17 protein-coding genes are annotated in these 18017 nt (G+C 37.4%); all 17 read right to left on the bottom strand.

Translation table 11 applies throughout. The features are described from left to right. Positions 1-83: 83 nt before the first annotated feature. The 17 genes from mfd to metG all read right to left on the bottom strand — a co-directional run bounded on the left by mfd (position 84) and on the right by metG (position 17991). On the bottom strand, positions 84-3596 hold the full coding sequence (gene mfd, locus PSR12_RS00400) for a transcription-repair coupling factor (RefSeq protein WP_274771138.1): 3513 nt from the start codon (positions 3594-3596) through the stop codon (positions 84-86). A gap of 138 nt (positions 3597-3734) precedes the next feature. Beyond that, positions 3735-3962, bottom strand: a complete 228-nt coding sequence (locus PSR12_RS00395; RefSeq protein WP_016993788.1) for an anti-sigma-F factor Fin — start codon at positions 3960-3962, stop codon at positions 3735-3737. 241 nt (positions 3963-4203) lie between these two features. Further along, complete coding sequence (gene pth / locus PSR12_RS00390; RefSeq protein WP_274771136.1) at positions 4204-4770, bottom strand: aminoacyl-tRNA hydrolase; 567 nt, start codon at positions 4768-4770, stop codon at positions 4204-4206. Between the two features lie 148 nt (positions 4771-4918). Next, positions 4919-5515 (bottom strand): 50S ribosomal protein L25/general stress protein Ctc, encoded by a 597-nt coding sequence (locus tag PSR12_RS00385; protein WP_221683396.1) that lies wholly within the window; start codon positions 5513-5515, stop codon positions 4919-4921. Between the two features lie 254 nt (positions 5516-5769). Continuing rightward, complete coding sequence (locus tag PSR12_RS00380) at positions 5770-6729, bottom strand: ribose-phosphate diphosphokinase (protein ID WP_004229183.1); 960 nt, start codon at positions 6727-6729, stop codon at positions 5770-5772. 24 nt (positions 6730-6753) lie between these two features. Next, positions 6754-8124, bottom strand: coding sequence for a bifunctional UDP-N-acetylglucosamine diphosphorylase/glucosamine-1-phosphate N-acetyltransferase GlmU (gene glmU, locus PSR12_RS00375; RefSeq protein ID WP_221683395.1), 1371 nt, complete (start codon positions 8122-8124; stop codon positions 6754-6756). Between the two features lie 261 nt (positions 8125-8385). Beyond that, complete coding sequence (gene spoVG / locus PSR12_RS00370) at positions 8386-8688, bottom strand: septation regulator SpoVG (RefSeq protein WP_004229187.1); 303 nt, start codon at positions 8686-8688, stop codon at positions 8386-8388. Between the two features lie 220 nt (positions 8689-8908). Beyond that, positions 8909-9283, bottom strand: coding sequence for a RidA family protein (locus tag PSR12_RS00365; RefSeq protein WP_004229189.1), 375 nt, complete (start codon positions 9281-9283; stop codon positions 8909-8911). Continuing rightward, on the bottom strand, positions 9280-10113 hold the full coding sequence (gene purR, locus PSR12_RS00360) for a pur operon repressor (protein WP_004229190.1): 834 nt from the start codon (positions 10111-10113) through the stop codon (positions 9280-9282). The genes PSR12_RS00365 and purR overlap by 4 nt, the downstream gene beginning before the upstream one ends. 56 nt (positions 10114-10169) lie before the next feature. Further along, positions 10170-11036, bottom strand: a complete 867-nt coding sequence (gene ispE / locus PSR12_RS00355) for a 4-(cytidine 5'-diphospho)-2-C-methyl-D-erythritol kinase (RefSeq protein ID WP_009374181.1) — start codon at positions 11034-11036, stop codon at positions 10170-10172. Positions 11037-11256: 220 nt separating this feature from the next. Further along, positions 11257-11436: a small, acid-soluble spore protein, alpha/beta type gene (locus tag PSR12_RS00350; RefSeq protein WP_004229193.1), complete on the bottom strand. Its 180-nt coding sequence runs from the start codon at positions 11434-11436 to the stop codon at positions 11257-11259. Between the two features lie 113 nt (positions 11437-11549). Next, the gene (veg, locus tag PSR12_RS00345; protein WP_004229199.1) at positions 11550-11810 is read right to left on the bottom strand and encodes a biofilm formation stimulator Veg; all 261 of its coding nucleotides are present in this window, start codon (positions 11808-11810) and stop codon (positions 11550-11552) included. A 157-nt stretch (positions 11811-11967) separates the two neighbouring features. Continuing rightward, on the bottom strand, positions 11968-12849 hold the full coding sequence (gene rsmA / locus PSR12_RS00340) for a 16S rRNA (adenine(1518)-N(6)/adenine(1519)-N(6))-dimethyltransferase RsmA (protein WP_274771125.1): 882 nt from the start codon (positions 12847-12849) through the stop codon (positions 11968-11970). Next, positions 12842-13408, bottom strand: a complete 567-nt coding sequence (rnmV, locus tag PSR12_RS00335; RefSeq protein ID WP_004229206.1) for a ribonuclease M5 — start codon at positions 13406-13408, stop codon at positions 12842-12844. Before rnmV ends, rsmA begins: the two co-directional genes overlap by 8 nt. 220 nt (positions 13409-13628) lie before the next feature. Then, on the bottom strand, positions 13629-14840 hold the full coding sequence (locus PSR12_RS00330) for a resuscitation-promoting factor (protein WP_009374180.1): 1212 nt from the start codon (positions 14838-14840) through the stop codon (positions 13629-13631). A 135-nt stretch (positions 14841-14975) separates the two neighbouring features. Beyond that, a complete protein-coding gene (locus PSR12_RS00325; RefSeq protein ID WP_048395439.1) occupies positions 14976-15746 on the bottom strand; it encodes a TatD family hydrolase in 771 nt (256 codons plus the stop codon). A 253-nt stretch (positions 15747-15999) separates the two neighbouring features. Next, on the bottom strand, positions 16000-17991 hold the full coding sequence (metG, locus tag PSR12_RS00320; RefSeq protein ID WP_237497404.1) for a methionine--tRNA ligase: 1992 nt from the start codon (positions 17989-17991) through the stop codon (positions 16000-16002). Between the last annotated feature and the right edge of the window lie 26 nt (positions 17992-18017).

Here is an 18017-nt window from a genome sequence, read left to right as displayed (position 1 = left end):
GAGAGAGATGGTGATTACTGAATCAACATGAAAAAGGCTCTTCTTATCTTTTACAGTAAAAGATAAGAAGAGCCTTTTAACTACTATTGCTGCTTTTTTGCATTATCAATAATTTGCATTAGTTCTTCCAACATATCAAAGGGTTGATATTTCCCAATCTTGCGTTCATCTATTGTTAATTTTAACTGCATACCATCCATACCAAAACCAACAGCACGCTCGAATTTCATCGATTCTTCAATAATCTTACTGCCATCGACACTTGCCGTCCCTCGTTCTGATAATAGTATTGTAATAAGTTTTTGCTTCTCCTTTACAGATACTACTCCCGCACCTAAGCCCCAAACTTTCATTCGTGCTATTCGAAGTAAACGCTCTGTTTGAATTGGAAGATCGCCAAATCGATCCTCTAATTCCTCCCTGATTTCGTCATACTCCTCCACCTGATCCATGGCTTTAATTCGTTTATACATTTGGATCTTTTGATAACCATCTGGAATATAAGCGTCTGGAATATAGGCATCAATACTCAGCAAAATTTCAATATCTGGCTTTTCTTCTTTTTTCACGCCTGTTTGACGTTCCGCGATGGCATCCTGAAGCATTTGTGAATATAAATCAAAGCCAACTGAATCAATAAAGCCATGTTGCTGCGCTCCAAGTAAGTTTCCTGCGCCCCGAATAGATAAATCTCGCATCGCAATTTTAAAGCCTGAGCCAAGCTCTGTAAATTCTTTAATTGCTTGTAAACGTTGCTCCGCTACATCTGTCAGAACTTTGTCGCGTTGGTACATAAAATATGCATAGGCTACTCTGTTAGAACGTCCAACGCGCCCGCGTAATTGGTAGAGCTGGGCTAAGCCCATGCGATCAGCATCATGGACTATTAATGTATTTACATTCGGTATATCGACACCTGTCTCGATAATCGTTGTCGTAACAAGCACATCATAGTCGCCCTCTAAAAAGGCTAAAATCACTGATTCTAGCTCTGACTCAGTCATTTTTCCATGAGCAAAGCCTATCCGTGCTTCAGGGACCAGCACTTGAATCTCCTCAACCCTTCGAGCCATATCCTCTACCCGATTATACAAATAAAATACTTGTCCGCCACGTGCCATTTCCCTCTCAATAGCTTCTCGTACTAATGCACCGCTGTGCTCCATCACATATGTTTGAACTGGGAAACGATTAGCAGGAGGCGTCTCAATAACAGATAAATCTCGGACCCCTACCATGGACATATGAAGTGTCCTTGGGATTGGTGTAGCTGTTAAAGTTAAGACATCGACATTTGTCTTTAACTGCTTAATTTTTTCCTTATGCGTCACACCAAAACGTTGCTCTTCATCCACAATTAGCAGACCAAGGTCTTGGAAAATTAAATCTTTAGATAAAATACGGTGTGTTCCAATAACTATATCGACTCGGCCCTCTTTTAAGCCTTTTAATGTTGCTGTTTGCTCCTTTTTCGAACGGAAGCGAGATAACAATCCAACATTAATGGCAAAGTCCTGAAAGCGCTCACGAATAGTCTCATAATGTTGCTGGGCTAGAATGGTTGTAGGGACAAGGAATGCCACTTGCTTTCCATCTTGAATAGCCTTAAATGCGGCACGAATGGCTACCTCTGTTTTACCATAGCCTACATCACCACAGACTAAACGGTCCATAGGGCGTTCACGTTCCATATCTCGTTTTACTTCAACAATTGAACGTAGTTGATCTTCTGTTTCTTCATAGGGGAACATTGCTTCAAAATTACGCTGGTCATCGTTATCAGGTGTAAAAGCATGCCCTTTCTCTGCTTCACGCTTTGCATACAGCTTTATTAAATCATCCGCAATATCCTGTACAGCAGAGGATACCTTCGCTTTCGCCTTTTTCCACTCTGCTCCACCTAATTTATGTAGCTTTGGTTCTCGATCCTCTGACGCCACATATTTTTGGATTAAGTCTATTTGCTCAACAGGTACATATAATTTATCGTCTGCACGATATCGAATATGCAGATAATCCTTATGTGTACCATTAACCTCTAATGTCTCTACTCCAATATATTTACCAATCCCATGATGAACATGTACAACATAATCACCTGGCTTAATTTCCGTATAACTTTTAATACGTTCAGCATTGGTCATTTTTTGTGTGCGTGTTTTTTTCTTTACCTGCTGTTTAAAGAGCTCGTCTTCTGTTACAATTGCTAAACGCTGTAGGGGCAATTCAAAGCCACTCGACAAGCCACCATCTACAATATAAATATCAGGTTCTGTTGGCTCACCTATTGTTGTATGAATATCGTATTCTTCAAGCATTTGCTGAACTCTTTTCACTCGTTCTTTATCCCTTGCTATGATGAGAACTGTAAATTTGCCTAGTAACCAGCGTTCAACCTCACTTTGAAGCAAGGACATTTGTCCATGAAATTGCTGCATTGGCTTGCAAGAAAAGTTGGTTGTTTTACTAAACGTAATCCCTGCAAATGTTCGCGAAAACAATGAAAATGAAAGCTTTTGTTGTGACAACATCGCCAATATTTCTTTTAATGAGAAGGCAGGTTTGACATCGTGAACCATTTTTCCCTCTTCGATTAAAGATAAAAACCACTCATCTTCTTCACGCTCCCATGCATCCATTACCTCTTGAATACGTCCAAGCTCGTCAAAAAGTACAATACCATCATGTTCAAAGTAATCTCCTAAAAAGGCTGTTTTATCGTATAATAATGAGCCATACTTGTTTACATAATCAGGTAAATTCCCTTGTTGTAGCAACTCAATATCATATTGAATATGCTGATACAGAAGTTCTTTTGTCTCCTGCTTTTTAACCTTCTTTAGGCTGGCTGCTAATGCCACTTCTAAACGGTCTGCTAATGCCTGTCTTTCTGATTTTGTAAGAATGACCTCTGAAGCAGGGAGAATACGAATTTTTTGTAATTTATCAATAGAACGTTGGTCATCTGCTGAAAATGTTCGTATGGAGTCAACCTCTGTATCAAATAATTCAATACGAATTGGTGATTCTAAATAAGGTGGATAAATATCTAAAATTCCTCCACGTAATGCGAACTCTCCAGGTGATGTCACCATTGAATTCCGTACATAGCCCATCTCAACTAATGTTTGCAACCATTTATCAATTTCAACATCTTCGCCTAATGCGGTTTGTAAAAAATAGTGTAGCCAGTGTTCTTTTGGTTGCATTATTTTACGTAGACCAGCCACAGGTATTACATATACGGCTTTCTCACCTCTAGCTAAGCAATCGAGCGTCGCGATTCGCTCCGCGCGAAGTTCTGGTGAAGCCACAGAAAGATCGGCTGCAATAAATTCATCCGCAGGATAATAGTGAACATGTTCCTCACCTAATAGTCCAACAAGCTCATCCGCCATTTTTTGTGCCTGCAATAGATTAGGAGAGATAATGTAGATTGGCTTCTTTACATATTCAAATAACACATCAACCATTACTGGGCGTGCGCTTCCTGTTAAACCTGTTATAAGCTGTGATGCAGTTTGACCGCTCTGAATTTCCTTTAAAAATGATGTAATATGTTTATCTTGCGACACAAGCTGTCGTAAAACCTCCACAGTCAAGCTCCTTTCAGCATAAATTCTATATTTTTATTTCTATTATTCTAGTGTTATTTTACATATCTCTATTAATGGCTGTTTTATGAAATGGAAAAAGCCTTGAACACACATAAGTGTGTCAAAGCATCCTTCCAATTATTGAATCCATTTATTGAGTGCGTGATAATCTGGATATTGTCTCAGCGAATCCTCACATTGCTCACAAATGCAGTGCACAGTCGTTTGACCATGTTGATCTTTCTCAACATAATCATCCGCTTCTCCTAATTCGAAAATATGCAACTTTCGAATTGTATCATCTGCATCAAATGGTAGTGTCCCTATTTCTACTTCACAATGCCGACATCGATAGCGAACTGACATCTCCAAATCATCCTCCTTTAAGCAACTTTCTACTTAAAGTATAGACATTTATAAAAAGGATTATGCACTTTTCACTGTCATCATCATTGTAATAACTTGAAAATTAGAGAATTAATTTTTACCTGTAGCTAAGACTATTCACTACAAGTATTAGCTGTAATAATAGTGTAAGGCAGTTCATTACTCACCTTACACCATGCCAATTATCCAAAAACTTTAACAGAAATTTTATTACTTCCATCTATTTGCTTGCGTTAAAGTGATTCATCACATCAAGAAACGGCTTTGAAAGAGATGCTTCAACAGCGTTTACAGAATTTACAATGGCGTCTTGCATAAGAACTTGGTCTTCCTTCGAAAATTTAGCTAAAACATAGTCTGCTACCTTCATGCCCGCTGGCGGACGATTAATGCCCACTCGAATACGATTAAATTCCTGAGTACCTAAATGTTGAATTAACGATTTAATGCCGTTATGACCACCTGCACTCCCTTTTTGTCGCAGACGTAATTTACCTGTCTCTAAATCCAAGTCATCATAAATGACAACTAAATCTTCTACCTCTATGTCAAAATAGTCCATTAGGGGACCAACACATTCCCCTGATAAATTCATATATGTTAATGGTTTAACAAGTAGAACCTTTCCTTCTGGTCGATGTACAGTAGTGTACATCCCGTTAAATTTTGAATTTGTTAAAGGTGTTTCCCATTTTTCTGCTAACGCATCAATAACATCAAAGCCAATATTATGTCTTGTATGCTCATACAGTTTACCTGGGTTTCCTAAACCAACGATAATTTTCATAAGTACCTCTCTTCTTTCCAATCTAATAGTCATTATTTTACCATATAGCACACCTAGAAAGCATTTTGTACAATTATTAAAAGGCATAAAAAAATAAGGCTAACAAGAAAGCTATAGCCTTCTTATTAGCCTTAAGCGTCAATTACTTTTATACTGTCTCTTGCCCTTCTTCACTTTCTGTAGCCTCTTCCTCTACAGAAACAGGTGCCACAATTGTTACTAACATATAATCATCTTCACTAATAATTTCAACAGGTGTAGCATCGCGAATATCTGCTACTGTTAGGGATTCCCCAATTTTCAACGATGAAATGTCCACATCAATTGATTCAGGTAACTCTGTTGGCTTTACTTTTACTTTTAATTCTAAGTTAGGCTGCATTAGAATACCGCCCTCACTCACGCCAACTGACTGTCCAAGTAATTTAATCGGGACATCAGCTTCTAGCTCTTCCGCCATATTAATGGCTAAAAAGTCAATATGATTTACTTCATCTTTCAATGAACATTGCTGAATCTCTGACACAACAGCATTCACCTTTTTCCCCTCTAACTCTAGCGAAAACACACTATTTTGCCCATTTTTTTGAATGGACTTTTTAAAATCTTTTGCAGCAATAGAAATTGGGGTTGAATCTACTTTGTAGCCGTAAATAACTGCAGGAATGGCTCCCCCTTTTCTAAGTTGGGTTAATGTTGAACGATGCCCAGTTTCGCGCTTTGTAACACTTAATACTGTACTCATACTTCTTTATTCCCCTTCCAAGAAAATTATTTACGCCTCAACAATAATTCGTTGTAGGCTATGATAATATTTAGCTCTATTTGTTTAAGGTAGAGTAAATATTATTAAGACACATTATTATTATACCCCTTTGTGAGAAGGCTCACACATAAAACACTCATCTATTTCTTCGCCTTGATAAAATAGTGCCTAAATTTATATTGAAAAGACCAATCTACTCAAAGAGTAGATTGGTCTTATACTTACAATATTTATTAATCAAATAGAGTACTTACAGATTTATTTTCATAAACGCGAGAGATAGCATCCGCCATTAATTTAGCTACAGAAAGCTCTGTAATTTTTGGAGATTTTTTCTCGTCTGATAGCTGAATTGTATTTGTCACTACTAATTCTTTAATAGCAGAGTTTTCAATACGTTCAATTGCTGGACCAGATAATACAGGATGTGAACAGCAAGCGTAAACTTCTTTTGCACCAGCAGCACGTAACGCATCTGCCCCAATCGTAATTGTACCTGCTGTATCAATAATATCATCAATCAAGATTGCCACTTTACCATCAACATTACCAACAATGTTCATCACTTCCGCAACGTTTGGTTTCGGACGACGTTTGTCAATAATTGCAATCGGTGCTTTTAATCGTTCAGCCATTTTACGAGCACGTGTTACCCCACCATGATCTGGTGAAACAATAACGATCTCATCTCCTGGAATACCTTTAGATTTGAAGTAATCAGATAGTAATGGTACTGCCATTAAGTGGTCGATTAGGATATCGAAGAAACCTTGGATTTGAGGTGCGTGTAAATCTAATACGATAACACGTGTTGCACCAGCAGTTTCAAGTAGGTTTGCCACTAATTTAGCTGTAATTGGCTCGCGCGCTTTTGCTTTACGGTCTTGGCGTGCATAACCATAATAAGGCATTACAACGTTTACTGTACGAGCAGATGCACGTTTAACTGCATCTACCATAATTAAAAGCTCCATTAAATGTTCGTTTACAGGTGCAGAAGTAGACTGCACGATAAACACATCACAACCTCGAATACTTTCTTCAATGCTAATTTGAATCTCTCCATCACTGAAGTGCTTAACAGAAGATTTACCTAATTCTACGCCCATTTCCTGCGCAATTTCTTGAGCTAATGGATTATTAGAATTAAGTGAAAATATTTTTAATTGTGAGTTTGCATAATGATACGGCATGATGGCCTCCTGTTTAGTTGATAATTATTTTGAATTTAATTTGCTTACATAATTCGGTTTGTTTTCTTGTCTTGCACGAGCTATGGCAAGTGCATCTTCAGGAACTTCTTTTGTAATTGTAGAACCTGCTGCAATAAATGAACCTTTTCCAACTTTCACTGGCGCTACTAAGTTAGTATTACATCCTACAAATACATCATCTTCAATAATCGTTTTGAACTTGTTTTTTCCATCATAGTTTACTGTAATGGAACCACAACCAATATTGACGTTACTACCGATCTCGGCATCGCCAATATAGCTTAAATGTGAAACTTTCGAGCCATTATCTAGCTTGCTTTTCTTCACTTCTACAAAGTTACCAATTTTCACATGACTACCGATGTCTGAAAGTGGTCGAATATGAGCAAATGGCCCAATAGCAGTATCCTCTGCAATAGCGCTTTCACGGACAACTGAAGAATGTATAGTTGTACGATCACCAACGCGGCTATCTATGATTTGAGTATTTGGACCGATAATGCAATCTTCACCGATCACAGTAGCACCTTCAATCATTGAGCCAGGTTGAATCACCGTATCACGCCCAATAACTGCATCTGCACTAATATGCGTTGTTTCAGGATGGATAATTGTTACACCATTCCGCATATGTTTCTCGTTGATTCTTGTACGCATTAATGTCTCGGCTTGTGACAAAGCCACACGATCGTTAACACCTAGTGTTTCTTCAAAATCATCAGTGACATATGCTTCAACAATATCACCTTGCTTTTGTAAAATTTCAATGACATCTGGTAAATAATATTCACCTTGCGCATTATCATTTTTCACAAGTTTCAATGTTTCAAATAATAATTTGTTATCAAAGCAATATGTGCCTGTGTTTATTTCTTTTACTAATTGCTGCTCTGCTGAAGCATCTTTTTGTTCAACAATTTGCTCCACCTGTCCGTTATTGCCACGTAATATACGGCCATAGCCAGTTGGGTTTTCAGCAATTGCAGTTAAAATAGTTGCTTTAGCATTCTTTGCATGATGATGTTCGAATAGAGCTTGCATCGTTTCAGGACGAATTAGTGGTGTATCTCCACATACAACTAACGTTGTACCTTCTTCATTACCTAAAATGGCCTCTGCTTGTTGCACAGCGTGCGCTGTACCTAGTTGTTCAGCCTGCAGCACATACTCACTTTTTTCACCAAGCTGTTGTTGCACTTTTTCAGCACCATGTCCGACAACCGTTACAATGCGATTCACATCTAACGTCTGAATATGATCCACCACATGTTGTACCATTGGTTTCCCACATACTGGATGGAGCACTTTATATAATTTGGACTTCATACGTGTACCTTGACCTGCAGCCAAAATGACAGCAAAAACATTGCTCATCAGTAAGTCCTCCAATACGCTCATTTTCTCTTATGACTATATAGCAAAATTCATCTATTTTCAAGGCATGTAGAGTTGACAAAAACATGAATTCCTAAATCCAATGCACCTTATGCTCGAATGTCATGAAGTATATCCTGAAATTGCTCATATTATCTTTTTATCAAAATAAAAAGAACCCTTCCAACTAGAAGAGTTCTTCCTATCTTTTTTACCATCAGTTTGTAACATATCCTTAAAAAGTAAGTTATTTACTATTTATTACACACCGATTCCCTCTAATTCTTCCTCTTTACCAGCTTCCTCTACTTCACTAGAGTTATGATACTCGTTTAAAATGATCTCCTGAATTTTATTTCGAGTATCAGAATTAATTGGATGAGCAATATCTCTAAACTCCCCATCTGGTGTTCGTTTACTAGGCATAGCTACAAATAAACCAGTATTTCCATCAATGACACGAATATCGTGAACAACAAACTCATTATCAAGTGTAATGGAAGCAATCGCACGCATGCGACCATCCGTCTGTACCCGACGTAATCTCACATCAGTAACTTCCATTTTCTCACCACCTCTCTTCTTGGATGCCTAAATGAAAATATCATATTCTCAATTACCGAATATTTTCCTTTTCATAGTCTATCAAATTTTCTAAAAAATTTGAATACTTATTAGAATAATATTTTTTCTTATATACGTAATTTTTGACAATTGTTTGTCAGCGTAAAAAAACCCACTAAAAAGAATAAAGGATCTTTTTAGTGAGCTTAACAAGTTTTAATTATTTTACGATTGCGATTACTTCGATTTCTACTTTTACATCTTTCGGAAGACGGGCTACCTCTACAGCTGAACGAGCTGGTTTATGATCACCGAAATGATTTGCATAAACTTCATTCATCGCTACAAAGTCATTCATATCTTTCATAAAGACCGTTGTTTTCACAACATTATCTAAAGAAGTTCCAGCTTCCGCTAAAACCGCTTTTAAATTAGCAAATACTTGATTTGTTTGTACAGTTATATCGCCTTCCACTAAATCACCTGTAGCTGTTAATGGAATTTGACCAGAGCTATAAAACATTCCGTTAACAATAATACCTTGTGAATATGGTCCGATTGCTGCTGGTGCATTTGTTGTTGCTACTACTTTCATTTGTCATGTCCCCTTTTAGAAAAATAGTTACCTTCACTTAATGCAATTGTTCGATCTTTTTCATTAACTTCATGAAGCTTTACAAGTGAATAATAATCATCTACTAATGTTTCGTCCGCATGCTCAGCCTCCACAAGCACTGCAATGCCTGCTAGCTGACAGTCAAACTCCTCTAAGAGGTTTTTCATGCCATTCATTGTACCGCCGACCTTCATAAAGTCGTCCGTAATTAATACACGTTGTCCACTCTTCATGCTTCTTTTTGATAATACCATTGTCTGAATTCTTCTGGAAGAACCAGATACATAGTTAATGCTTACTGTAGAACCTTCCGTTACTTTACTATCTCTTCTCACAACTACCACTGGTACATTTAAATGTCTTGCGATGGCATGGGCGATGGATATCCCTTTAGTTGCTACTGTCATTATGACATCGATTTGTTGATCTGCAAAGGCAGAAGCAAAGACCTTCCCTACACGATTAATTAAATCTGGGTTTCCAAGCAGGTCTGTCATAAATAAATATCCACCTGGTAACAATCGATCTGAATGTTCTAACTCTGCTTTTAAATCTTGAATCACTAAACGTACTTCAGCCTCGGACATTTTCGGAATATACTTTACTCCTCCTGCAGCACCCGGCACTGTCATCAATAACCCGATTCCTTTTTCTTCGAAAGTTTCTTTTACAATCGTTAAATCTTCACTAATGGATGACTTAGCAGATTGATATAGTTCTGAAAAATAAGTTAGCGGGATCAGCTGATGTGGATGTTCTAGTAAGTAGTACGTCATATCAACTAGTCGTTCACTACGCTTCCATTTCATGCGACCCTCTCCTAAACACGAATATTTATAGGTAAAATTAACACAAATTTGCGTTTCTAAGCAAGCGTATTTCGCTCACCTAAAATTCGTACTGCATAAACTTCTTCACAAAAACCACGTAAACCATTATAAATGCGACTTACACGAGCTTCACTATCCACAAGCCCAAATACAGTTGGACCGCTTCCACTCATTAACGTAGCATCTGCCCCAAAGCGCTTCATTTGTTCCTTTAACATCACAACTTCTGGGTGTAGCTTAAATGTTACAGTTTCCAAAACATTTCCTAATGATGAACATAATAGCTCATAATCTTTTGTCTCTATAGCTTGTATCATCTGCTGTGTATTGGGGTGTTGCAGTCCTTCAACCTTAAGACCCCCATAAACTTCTGCTGTCGACACACCAATTTTAGGCTTAGCTAGTACAACCCAACAATTAGGTGGAGCTGGTAATTCTTTTATTTTTTCGCCTCGCCCTGTAGCGAGTGCCGTGCCTCCGTAAACACAAAACGAAACATCCGAACCAATTTTAGCACCAAGCTCCGCTAATTCATCTATTGATAAACCTAAATCCCACAGTTCATTTAGCCCTTTTAATGTTGCAGCTGCATCACTACTACCTCCTGCGAGTCCTGCTGCTATGGGTATTTCCTTTTCAATCGTAATGGATACACCTTGTCTAATGCCATATGTATCTTTAATGAGACGCGCTGCCTGATAAGCAAAATTACGATGGTCATTTGGTACAAAATTATCTGTTGAAGTGATTTGAATAACACCATCTTCTCGAGATTCAAGACTGATACGATCAGCTAAATCGACTGTTGTCATAACCATCTCCACTTCGTGAAAATTATCGGGTCTTTTATAAAGTACATCTAATGTTAAATTGATTTTTGCAGGCGCCTTTACATAAAGCATATTTCTTCCTCCTTATAGCTACACGTATAAACAGTTCTTTTTTTCGCGCAAGATTATTCATTTTATTTTACCATATTGAGAATACGAAAATGGAAAAAAAGAACCGTTTACCCTATTCGGAGTAACGGCTCTCTCTCGTCAGTTGTATTTGTTGTGTCAGTAAGGATTTTCATCCCTGCTGAATGAAACTTTATAAGATGACTATTTTAGCAAAAACAGCCTACTTACGCTCTTGCTCACTACTTGCCCGTTCAGCCATTTCTATGGCACGTTTGACCATATTACCAGCATCACGAGCTTTTATGCCGCCCCAGCCTTCCTTTTGCACAACATCATAAAATCCAAGTTCTTTTGCGATCTCTTCTTTTAAACGAGGTGACATGATACCTTTTCTAGGCATATAAACTCCTCCTTTAACAACTGACGAATTTAGTATGCCCGTGAAAACGCAAAACACTCATGTATTTTAAATATACATGAGTGTTTCTAAAATATAGAAATAAGTACTAGAAACTATTTTGCGACAGCAGCCTTTGCTTCGTCTAAAAATGTAATCTCTACTGCTTCAGTTAAAATATCTGTGTAGCTATACGATACGCGCTTGCACGTATTGTCTTCTTGATCGAGCTCTACTACAAAGATGGCGCGATATGTCTCACGTAGTATCCCTGCACACTCAACCGTTTTCTTGCGACCACCGTTTGCTTTTAATTGCAAACGTTTACCCAAATGACAATCCAACGACTTTTTAATGTCCGCTAAAGTTTTTGGCATTTTCGCTTACACCTCACTAATAACAAGTATAAGCTAATGGCCCAAAAATGTCAACAAAATATAATATTTTATCAGCCTCTTATAAATCTTGTCAACTTATTTTTTATAAAAAAATATATATTTTTTTACATATCCGAAAAATTGTTAACAAAAATTTTCACTTTGCAAAAACAGGATACAGTGCATCGGCTAATTTCCCAAACTCTTGAATTGAAAGTGTTTCTCCACGGCGAGTTGGCTCAATTTTCGCTAGCTCTAATGCCTGTAAAATGTGATCCTTTTGTGCCTTTCCATTTGGTAAACCAGATTGCAGGTTATTATAGATTGTTTTTCTTCGCTGAACGAATGAGGCACGCGTTACAACAAATAAAAAATCCTCATCTATTACTTTTACCGGTGGTTCCTCATGCTTGATAAGGCGAATTACTGCAGAGTCGACGTTAGGTTGAGGCATGAAAACTGTTTTTGGCACTGTCATCGCAATATCTGCTTTCACGTAATATTGTATTGCAATTGATAATGAACCATATTCTTTCGTCCCTGGCTTAGCCGTTATACGGTCTGCTACCTCTTTCTGCATCATCACAACAAAACCACGGATCGGTAATCTGTCATTGAGTAATTTCAGTAAAATTGGAGTCGTTACATAATACGGTAAATTTGCTACAACCATAATATCATCAATACCTGGCATCTCATCTGCAATTACTTTCTCCACATCTGCCTTAAGTATGTCAGAATGAATAATAGACACGTTATTATATGGACTAAGCGTATCTTCTAGTACAGGTAATAAACGTTGGTCAATTTCAAAGGAAACTACCTTTTTAGCGCTTCTCGCCAAATGCTCAGTTAATGCCCCAATCCCAGGACCAACTTCAATTGCGCCACTATTCTCAGTTAAATTGGCGTGACTCACTATATTTCTCAAAATGTTCGGGTCAATTAAGAAGTTTTGACCTAAACTTTTTTTAAATGAAAACCCATACTTTTTTAAAATTTCTTGTGTTCGAATTGGTGTCGCAATATCCTTATGCATCATTTTCCTCCTGATCTAACTGTGCGATAGCCGCACCAAATTGCTCCTCTGTAATCTGAAACATTTTCAATCTTTTATGAAGTTGTTTACCGTTTGTAGCACCTATATTTAAGATTTCCCCTAGTCTATCACGACGCTGCTTTGCTTGTGGATGTCCAATTAAACGAGCAGTCATTAAATCTTCCAGTGTAATTACCTCTTTGTTTAGCACCTCATGTATAGGGGTATAGACATGTTGTAATGCCTCACGTATATCCTCATCAGCAGCATGCTCAATCCCTAACCCTTTACCGTTTTTAGCAATCGTTTTCGCTTTTGGTAAAAAGGCATGCTTCACCCCTTTTACACGCTCCTCGATAATGGCCCGTATTCGACGTCCTGGATAGTCTGGATCAGTAAATACAATAACTCCACGTTTTTCTTGGGCGTGCTGTATTCGCTTTAACGTTTCTTCAGAAATTGCAGATCCATTTGTTTCTATAGTATCTGCTTGTACAGCACGTTTAATAGCTGTCGTATCATCTTTTCCTTCAACAACAATAATTTCTTTAATTTGCAAAAAGGCTCCTCTTTTCTATCTACCTTATCTTCTGACCATTTTACAACTGCTCTATACGATTTGTACAGGAATACAAGGTCCAGATGAGCTTATCTTATTCAACTTACTCTCTACATACCTTACAGCATCATTTGCTAAAAAATAATAAAGAAGCCTTCCCGCCAGTCAAAACAGGAAAGCTCCATTTGTGAAAAACATTTTGATTAATTTTACAATTTTTTTAATTTAATACTTTAACGCGCACTTTCTTACGTCCCCAGTTACGTGCTTGAGCATCTGTTTGTACAAGTATGTCAATCTTATTACCCTTAATTGACCCACCAGTATCCCCAGCTATAGCAGTTCCATAGCCTTCTACCCAAACCTTTGATCCTAGCTTAATAACAGAAGGGTCAACTGCTATCACCTTCAAGCCAGAATTTGAACGTAGGTTTATACCAGTTGCTGATGTACCAGTACAACCGTTGCAATATGGTGTATATGCTGTTGCCGTTACATAAAATTCTTTACCGTTAGCAGGCTCTGCAGAACCACGTGACACAGTTGCTGCACTTGCAACGATTGTTTTTGTGCCTACTGCAACCACTTGTTTCTTCGGCTCTTTTAATACTTTCTCAGATTGCAGGTTTTTTGCCACAACCTTACCATTTTCTTTGACAACTTCATACGTACGAGAAACCGAACCCTTCTCGCCCGTTGCTACTACTTTTTGTTTCCCCTTTTGCAATGAAGCATCCTGCTTCTTTTCAACTGCGAAATCTAAAGAGTCTTCCACTACATCGATAACCTTTTCTACGCGAACTACTGTGATTTTACTCTCCGGAGTAATAACGTTCTCCAGGTTATTTTCGACACGATCGAATTCATTTAGCTGAATTCCTTGTTGTTTTAAAAAGTTAGCGACCGTAGTCGAAGTGGACCATACTTGTCTTTTATTTACGCCATCGACAAGCGCTACTTGAAACGCTTTTTGAATATCGATTTTGTTTTCTGCTCCTAGTTCAGTATCTAGACCTTGCGCTAAAGAGTCATGTTCAGATACTTTAATATTTGCTTCCTTCAAAATGTCCTTCACAAGTGTTTCAGTTGTCCAAACTTTTGACTGATTTCCATCAACTGAAATAGTTACTTCTTTTGCCTGTTCCCATGTAATTGCTAATCCATTAACAATTTTGGTGTTCAGAGAGGGTGAAATTTTGTCATGCTCTGCTATATCTATATTTTGATTTTGTAATAATTGTTCTACAGTTTTGGCATGTGTTGATACTTCGATTGTTTCTCCATTTGCTTCAAGCTTAACGGATTTTTTCGTACCCTGATAAAGCACGAAAGAGATTACAGACACAAACAGGACAAGTGAAATAATTCTTATCACTGTTTGCTTACTCCTCAATGATCCTAAGAACAAGTTTTTCATGGAATTATTTGACATGAAAAAACGCCTCCTTAATACAAGGTTGGATTATACGGACTAGTTTTGGCACTGTCAACCCGAAAGTATTTCTCTGAAAATTGACTTCTTGTTTTTTGCCAACCACAAACCCTGTATTGGAGGCATCTAAGCTAGTTAATTGTCAATCCCAAAAAAATTTTTCGCATTGGCTGTAGTTGCTTGTGCAATTTCCTCAATTGTCAACCCTTTCAAACGTGCGATTTCCTCAGCAACTAAAGGCACGAAAGCGGGTTCATTGCGTTTACCTCGATGTGGATGTGGAGCTAAATAAGGAGCGTCTGTTTCAATCATCAAGTGCTCAAGAGCTATTTCTGTCGCTACTTCCTTTGGTAGACGTGCATTTTTAAATGTCACTGGTCCCCCAAGACTAATCATAAAATTCATAGCTATACATTCACGCGCTGTTTCTACACTTCCACTAAAGCAGTGCATAACACCCCCTACGGATGCAGCATTTTCTTCACGTAAAATTTGTACAACATCACCTGTTGCATCCCTATTATGAATAACGATTGGTAAATTGATCTTTTGAGCTAATTGAATTTGCTTGCGAAAAAGTTCCTGTTGAACGTCTTTTGGAGACTTATCCCAATAGTAGTCCAATCCCGTTTCACCAATGCCAACTATTTTTGGATGTGAAGCTAATTGCTCAATCCACTCTAAATCTTGTTGAGTACAATCAATAGCGTCTACTGGATGCCAGCCAATGACACCGTAAACAAAATCATATTGCTCTATTAATTGCATTGTTCTCTCAATGGTTTTACGGTCGAAACCAATAACTACCATTCTTTCCACTTTAGCTTCAAGAGCTCTATCAATCACTTCTTGAAGATCTTCCTCATACTGATCTGCGTTTAAATGTACGTGTGTATCTATAAACATCTTCATTCTCCTAACATTGATTTTATTAAAATTTATTATTTCATATTTTTCGTGGTCATTACAATTTCATTACAAACTATTCGACATTGTGACATTCCACTTAATCGACATTACCTAAAGTAGTTCTTTAAACCCATAAAAGTATATTTTTCACGCACCATAAATTATTTCAAAATAATTTAATCCCATTTTCTCTAACAGATTTGAAAAGCCTGCTGAATAATTCATATTCAGCAGGCCTTCCTTAAGTTCATTACTTTACTTTTGCACCATTTTCGAGTTTAGGATCAACTGATGCTAATTTTAAAATTCCATCTTTCTCACCAGCTAAAATCATTCCTTGTGATATTTCACCACGTAATTTCACTGGTTTTAAATTTGCTACGACAATTACTTTTTGACCTATTAAATCATCTGGTGTATAGAATTTCGCAATACCTGAAACTACTTGACGTTGCTCATATCCTAGATCAACTTGAAGCTTTAATAATTTATCTGCTTTCGGAACAGTTTCACATGCAGTCACAGTAGCTACTCGCAAGTCAACTTTCATAAAATCATCGATAGTAATTTCAGGAATTTCTGGATTTTCTTCAGTTTTTGCTACCTTTTTAATTTCTTCATCCTGTGGTGTTTTCACAGAGCCACGCATTTCCTCACGAATATAAGTAATCTCAACCTCATTTTCTAAGCGTGGGAAAATCGGTATCCCTTTTTCTACCACTTTAATGTTTGCTGGAATAGTATTGCCGAATGTTTCAATTGTATCCCATGCTAAGAATTTGTCATCTAATCCTAACTGATCGATCATACGTTTCGGAGTTGTTGTCATAAATGGTTGCAACATGACAGCGATTTGATGTAAGCTTTCTGCCAAATTTCGCATAACTGCACCTAATTTTGGCTTGTCTGACTCCTCTTTTGCTAACACCCATGGTTGTGTCTCATCTATATACTTATTTGTGCGGGAAACAAGCGTCCATAAGTCTGCAAGAACAACACTAAATTGCATTTTTTCCATACTTTCTTCATATTTAATACGTACCGACTCAGCTTGCTCTTTTAAAGCTGCATCAAATTCTGTCGGTTGAAGATTTTCTGTCGGAATAATACCATCAAAATATTTATTAATCATTGAAATTGTACGATTTAATAAGTTCCCTAAATCATTAGCCAGATCAAAGTTTGTACGTTCAATAAATGATTCTGGTGAAAATACCCCATCAGAGCCAAATGGTAATTCTCGTAATAGGAAATAACGTGTCGCATCTAGACCATAACGCTCGATTAACATTTCAGGATAAATTACATTACCTTTTGATTTAGACATTTTACCGTCTTTCATCATAATAAAACCGTGAGCAAATACCTTTTTCGGTAATGGCAAATCTAGTGCCATTAAGAAAATTGGCCAATAAATCGTATGGAAACGAACAATATCCTTCCCAACTACATGTACATCTGCTGGCCAATATTTATTGAATAATGATTCATCTTCTGATAGATATCCTAAGGCTGTAATATAATTCGTTAATGCGTCAACCCACACATAAATAACATGCTTTGGATCTCCTGGTACTTTAATTCCCCAGTCGAAGGATGTTCTTGATACCGATAAATCCTCTAGTCCTGGTTTAATGAAGTTGTTAATCATTTCATTTTTTCGTGATTCTGGCTCAATAAATTCAAGGTTCTCTTCATAATAAGCTAATAAACGATCTGCATATTTCTTCATATTAAAGAAGTACGATTCTTCTTTAACCTTATGCACCGGACGACCGCAATCAGGACAGTTCCCGTCAACTAGTTGAGTCTCAGTAAAGAATGATTCACACGGTGTACAGTACCAGCCTTCATACTCACCTTTATAAATATCACCATTATCTAAAAACTTTTGGAAAATCTTTTCGACAGCTTTCGTATGTCGATCCTGGGTTGTTTGAATAAAGTCATCATAAGAAATATCCATTAACCCCCAAAGTTTTTTCGCAGCATCTGCAATTTCATTTACATAATCTTGAGGATGTTTACCCGCTTCTGCTGCTTTTTCTTGAATTTTTTGGCCATGTTCGTCCATTCCTGTTAAAAAGCGTACATCATAACCTTTTAAACGTTTATAGCGTGCAATAGTATCAGATGCTACTGTTGTATATGCCGTACCAATATGAAATTTCCCACTTGGATAGTAAATGGGTGTTGTTATATAGAATGTTTTTTGTTGTTCACTCACTAGAACTGCCTCCATTGTTTTACAATATACTTTCTATTCTA

The sequence above is a fragment of the Lysinibacillus sp. G01H genome, from assembly GCF_028872195.1.
GTDB lineage: Bacteria > Bacillota > Bacilli > Bacillales_A > Planococcaceae > Lysinibacillus > Lysinibacillus capsici.
This window is presented reverse-complemented; position numbering and strand designations above follow the sequence as displayed.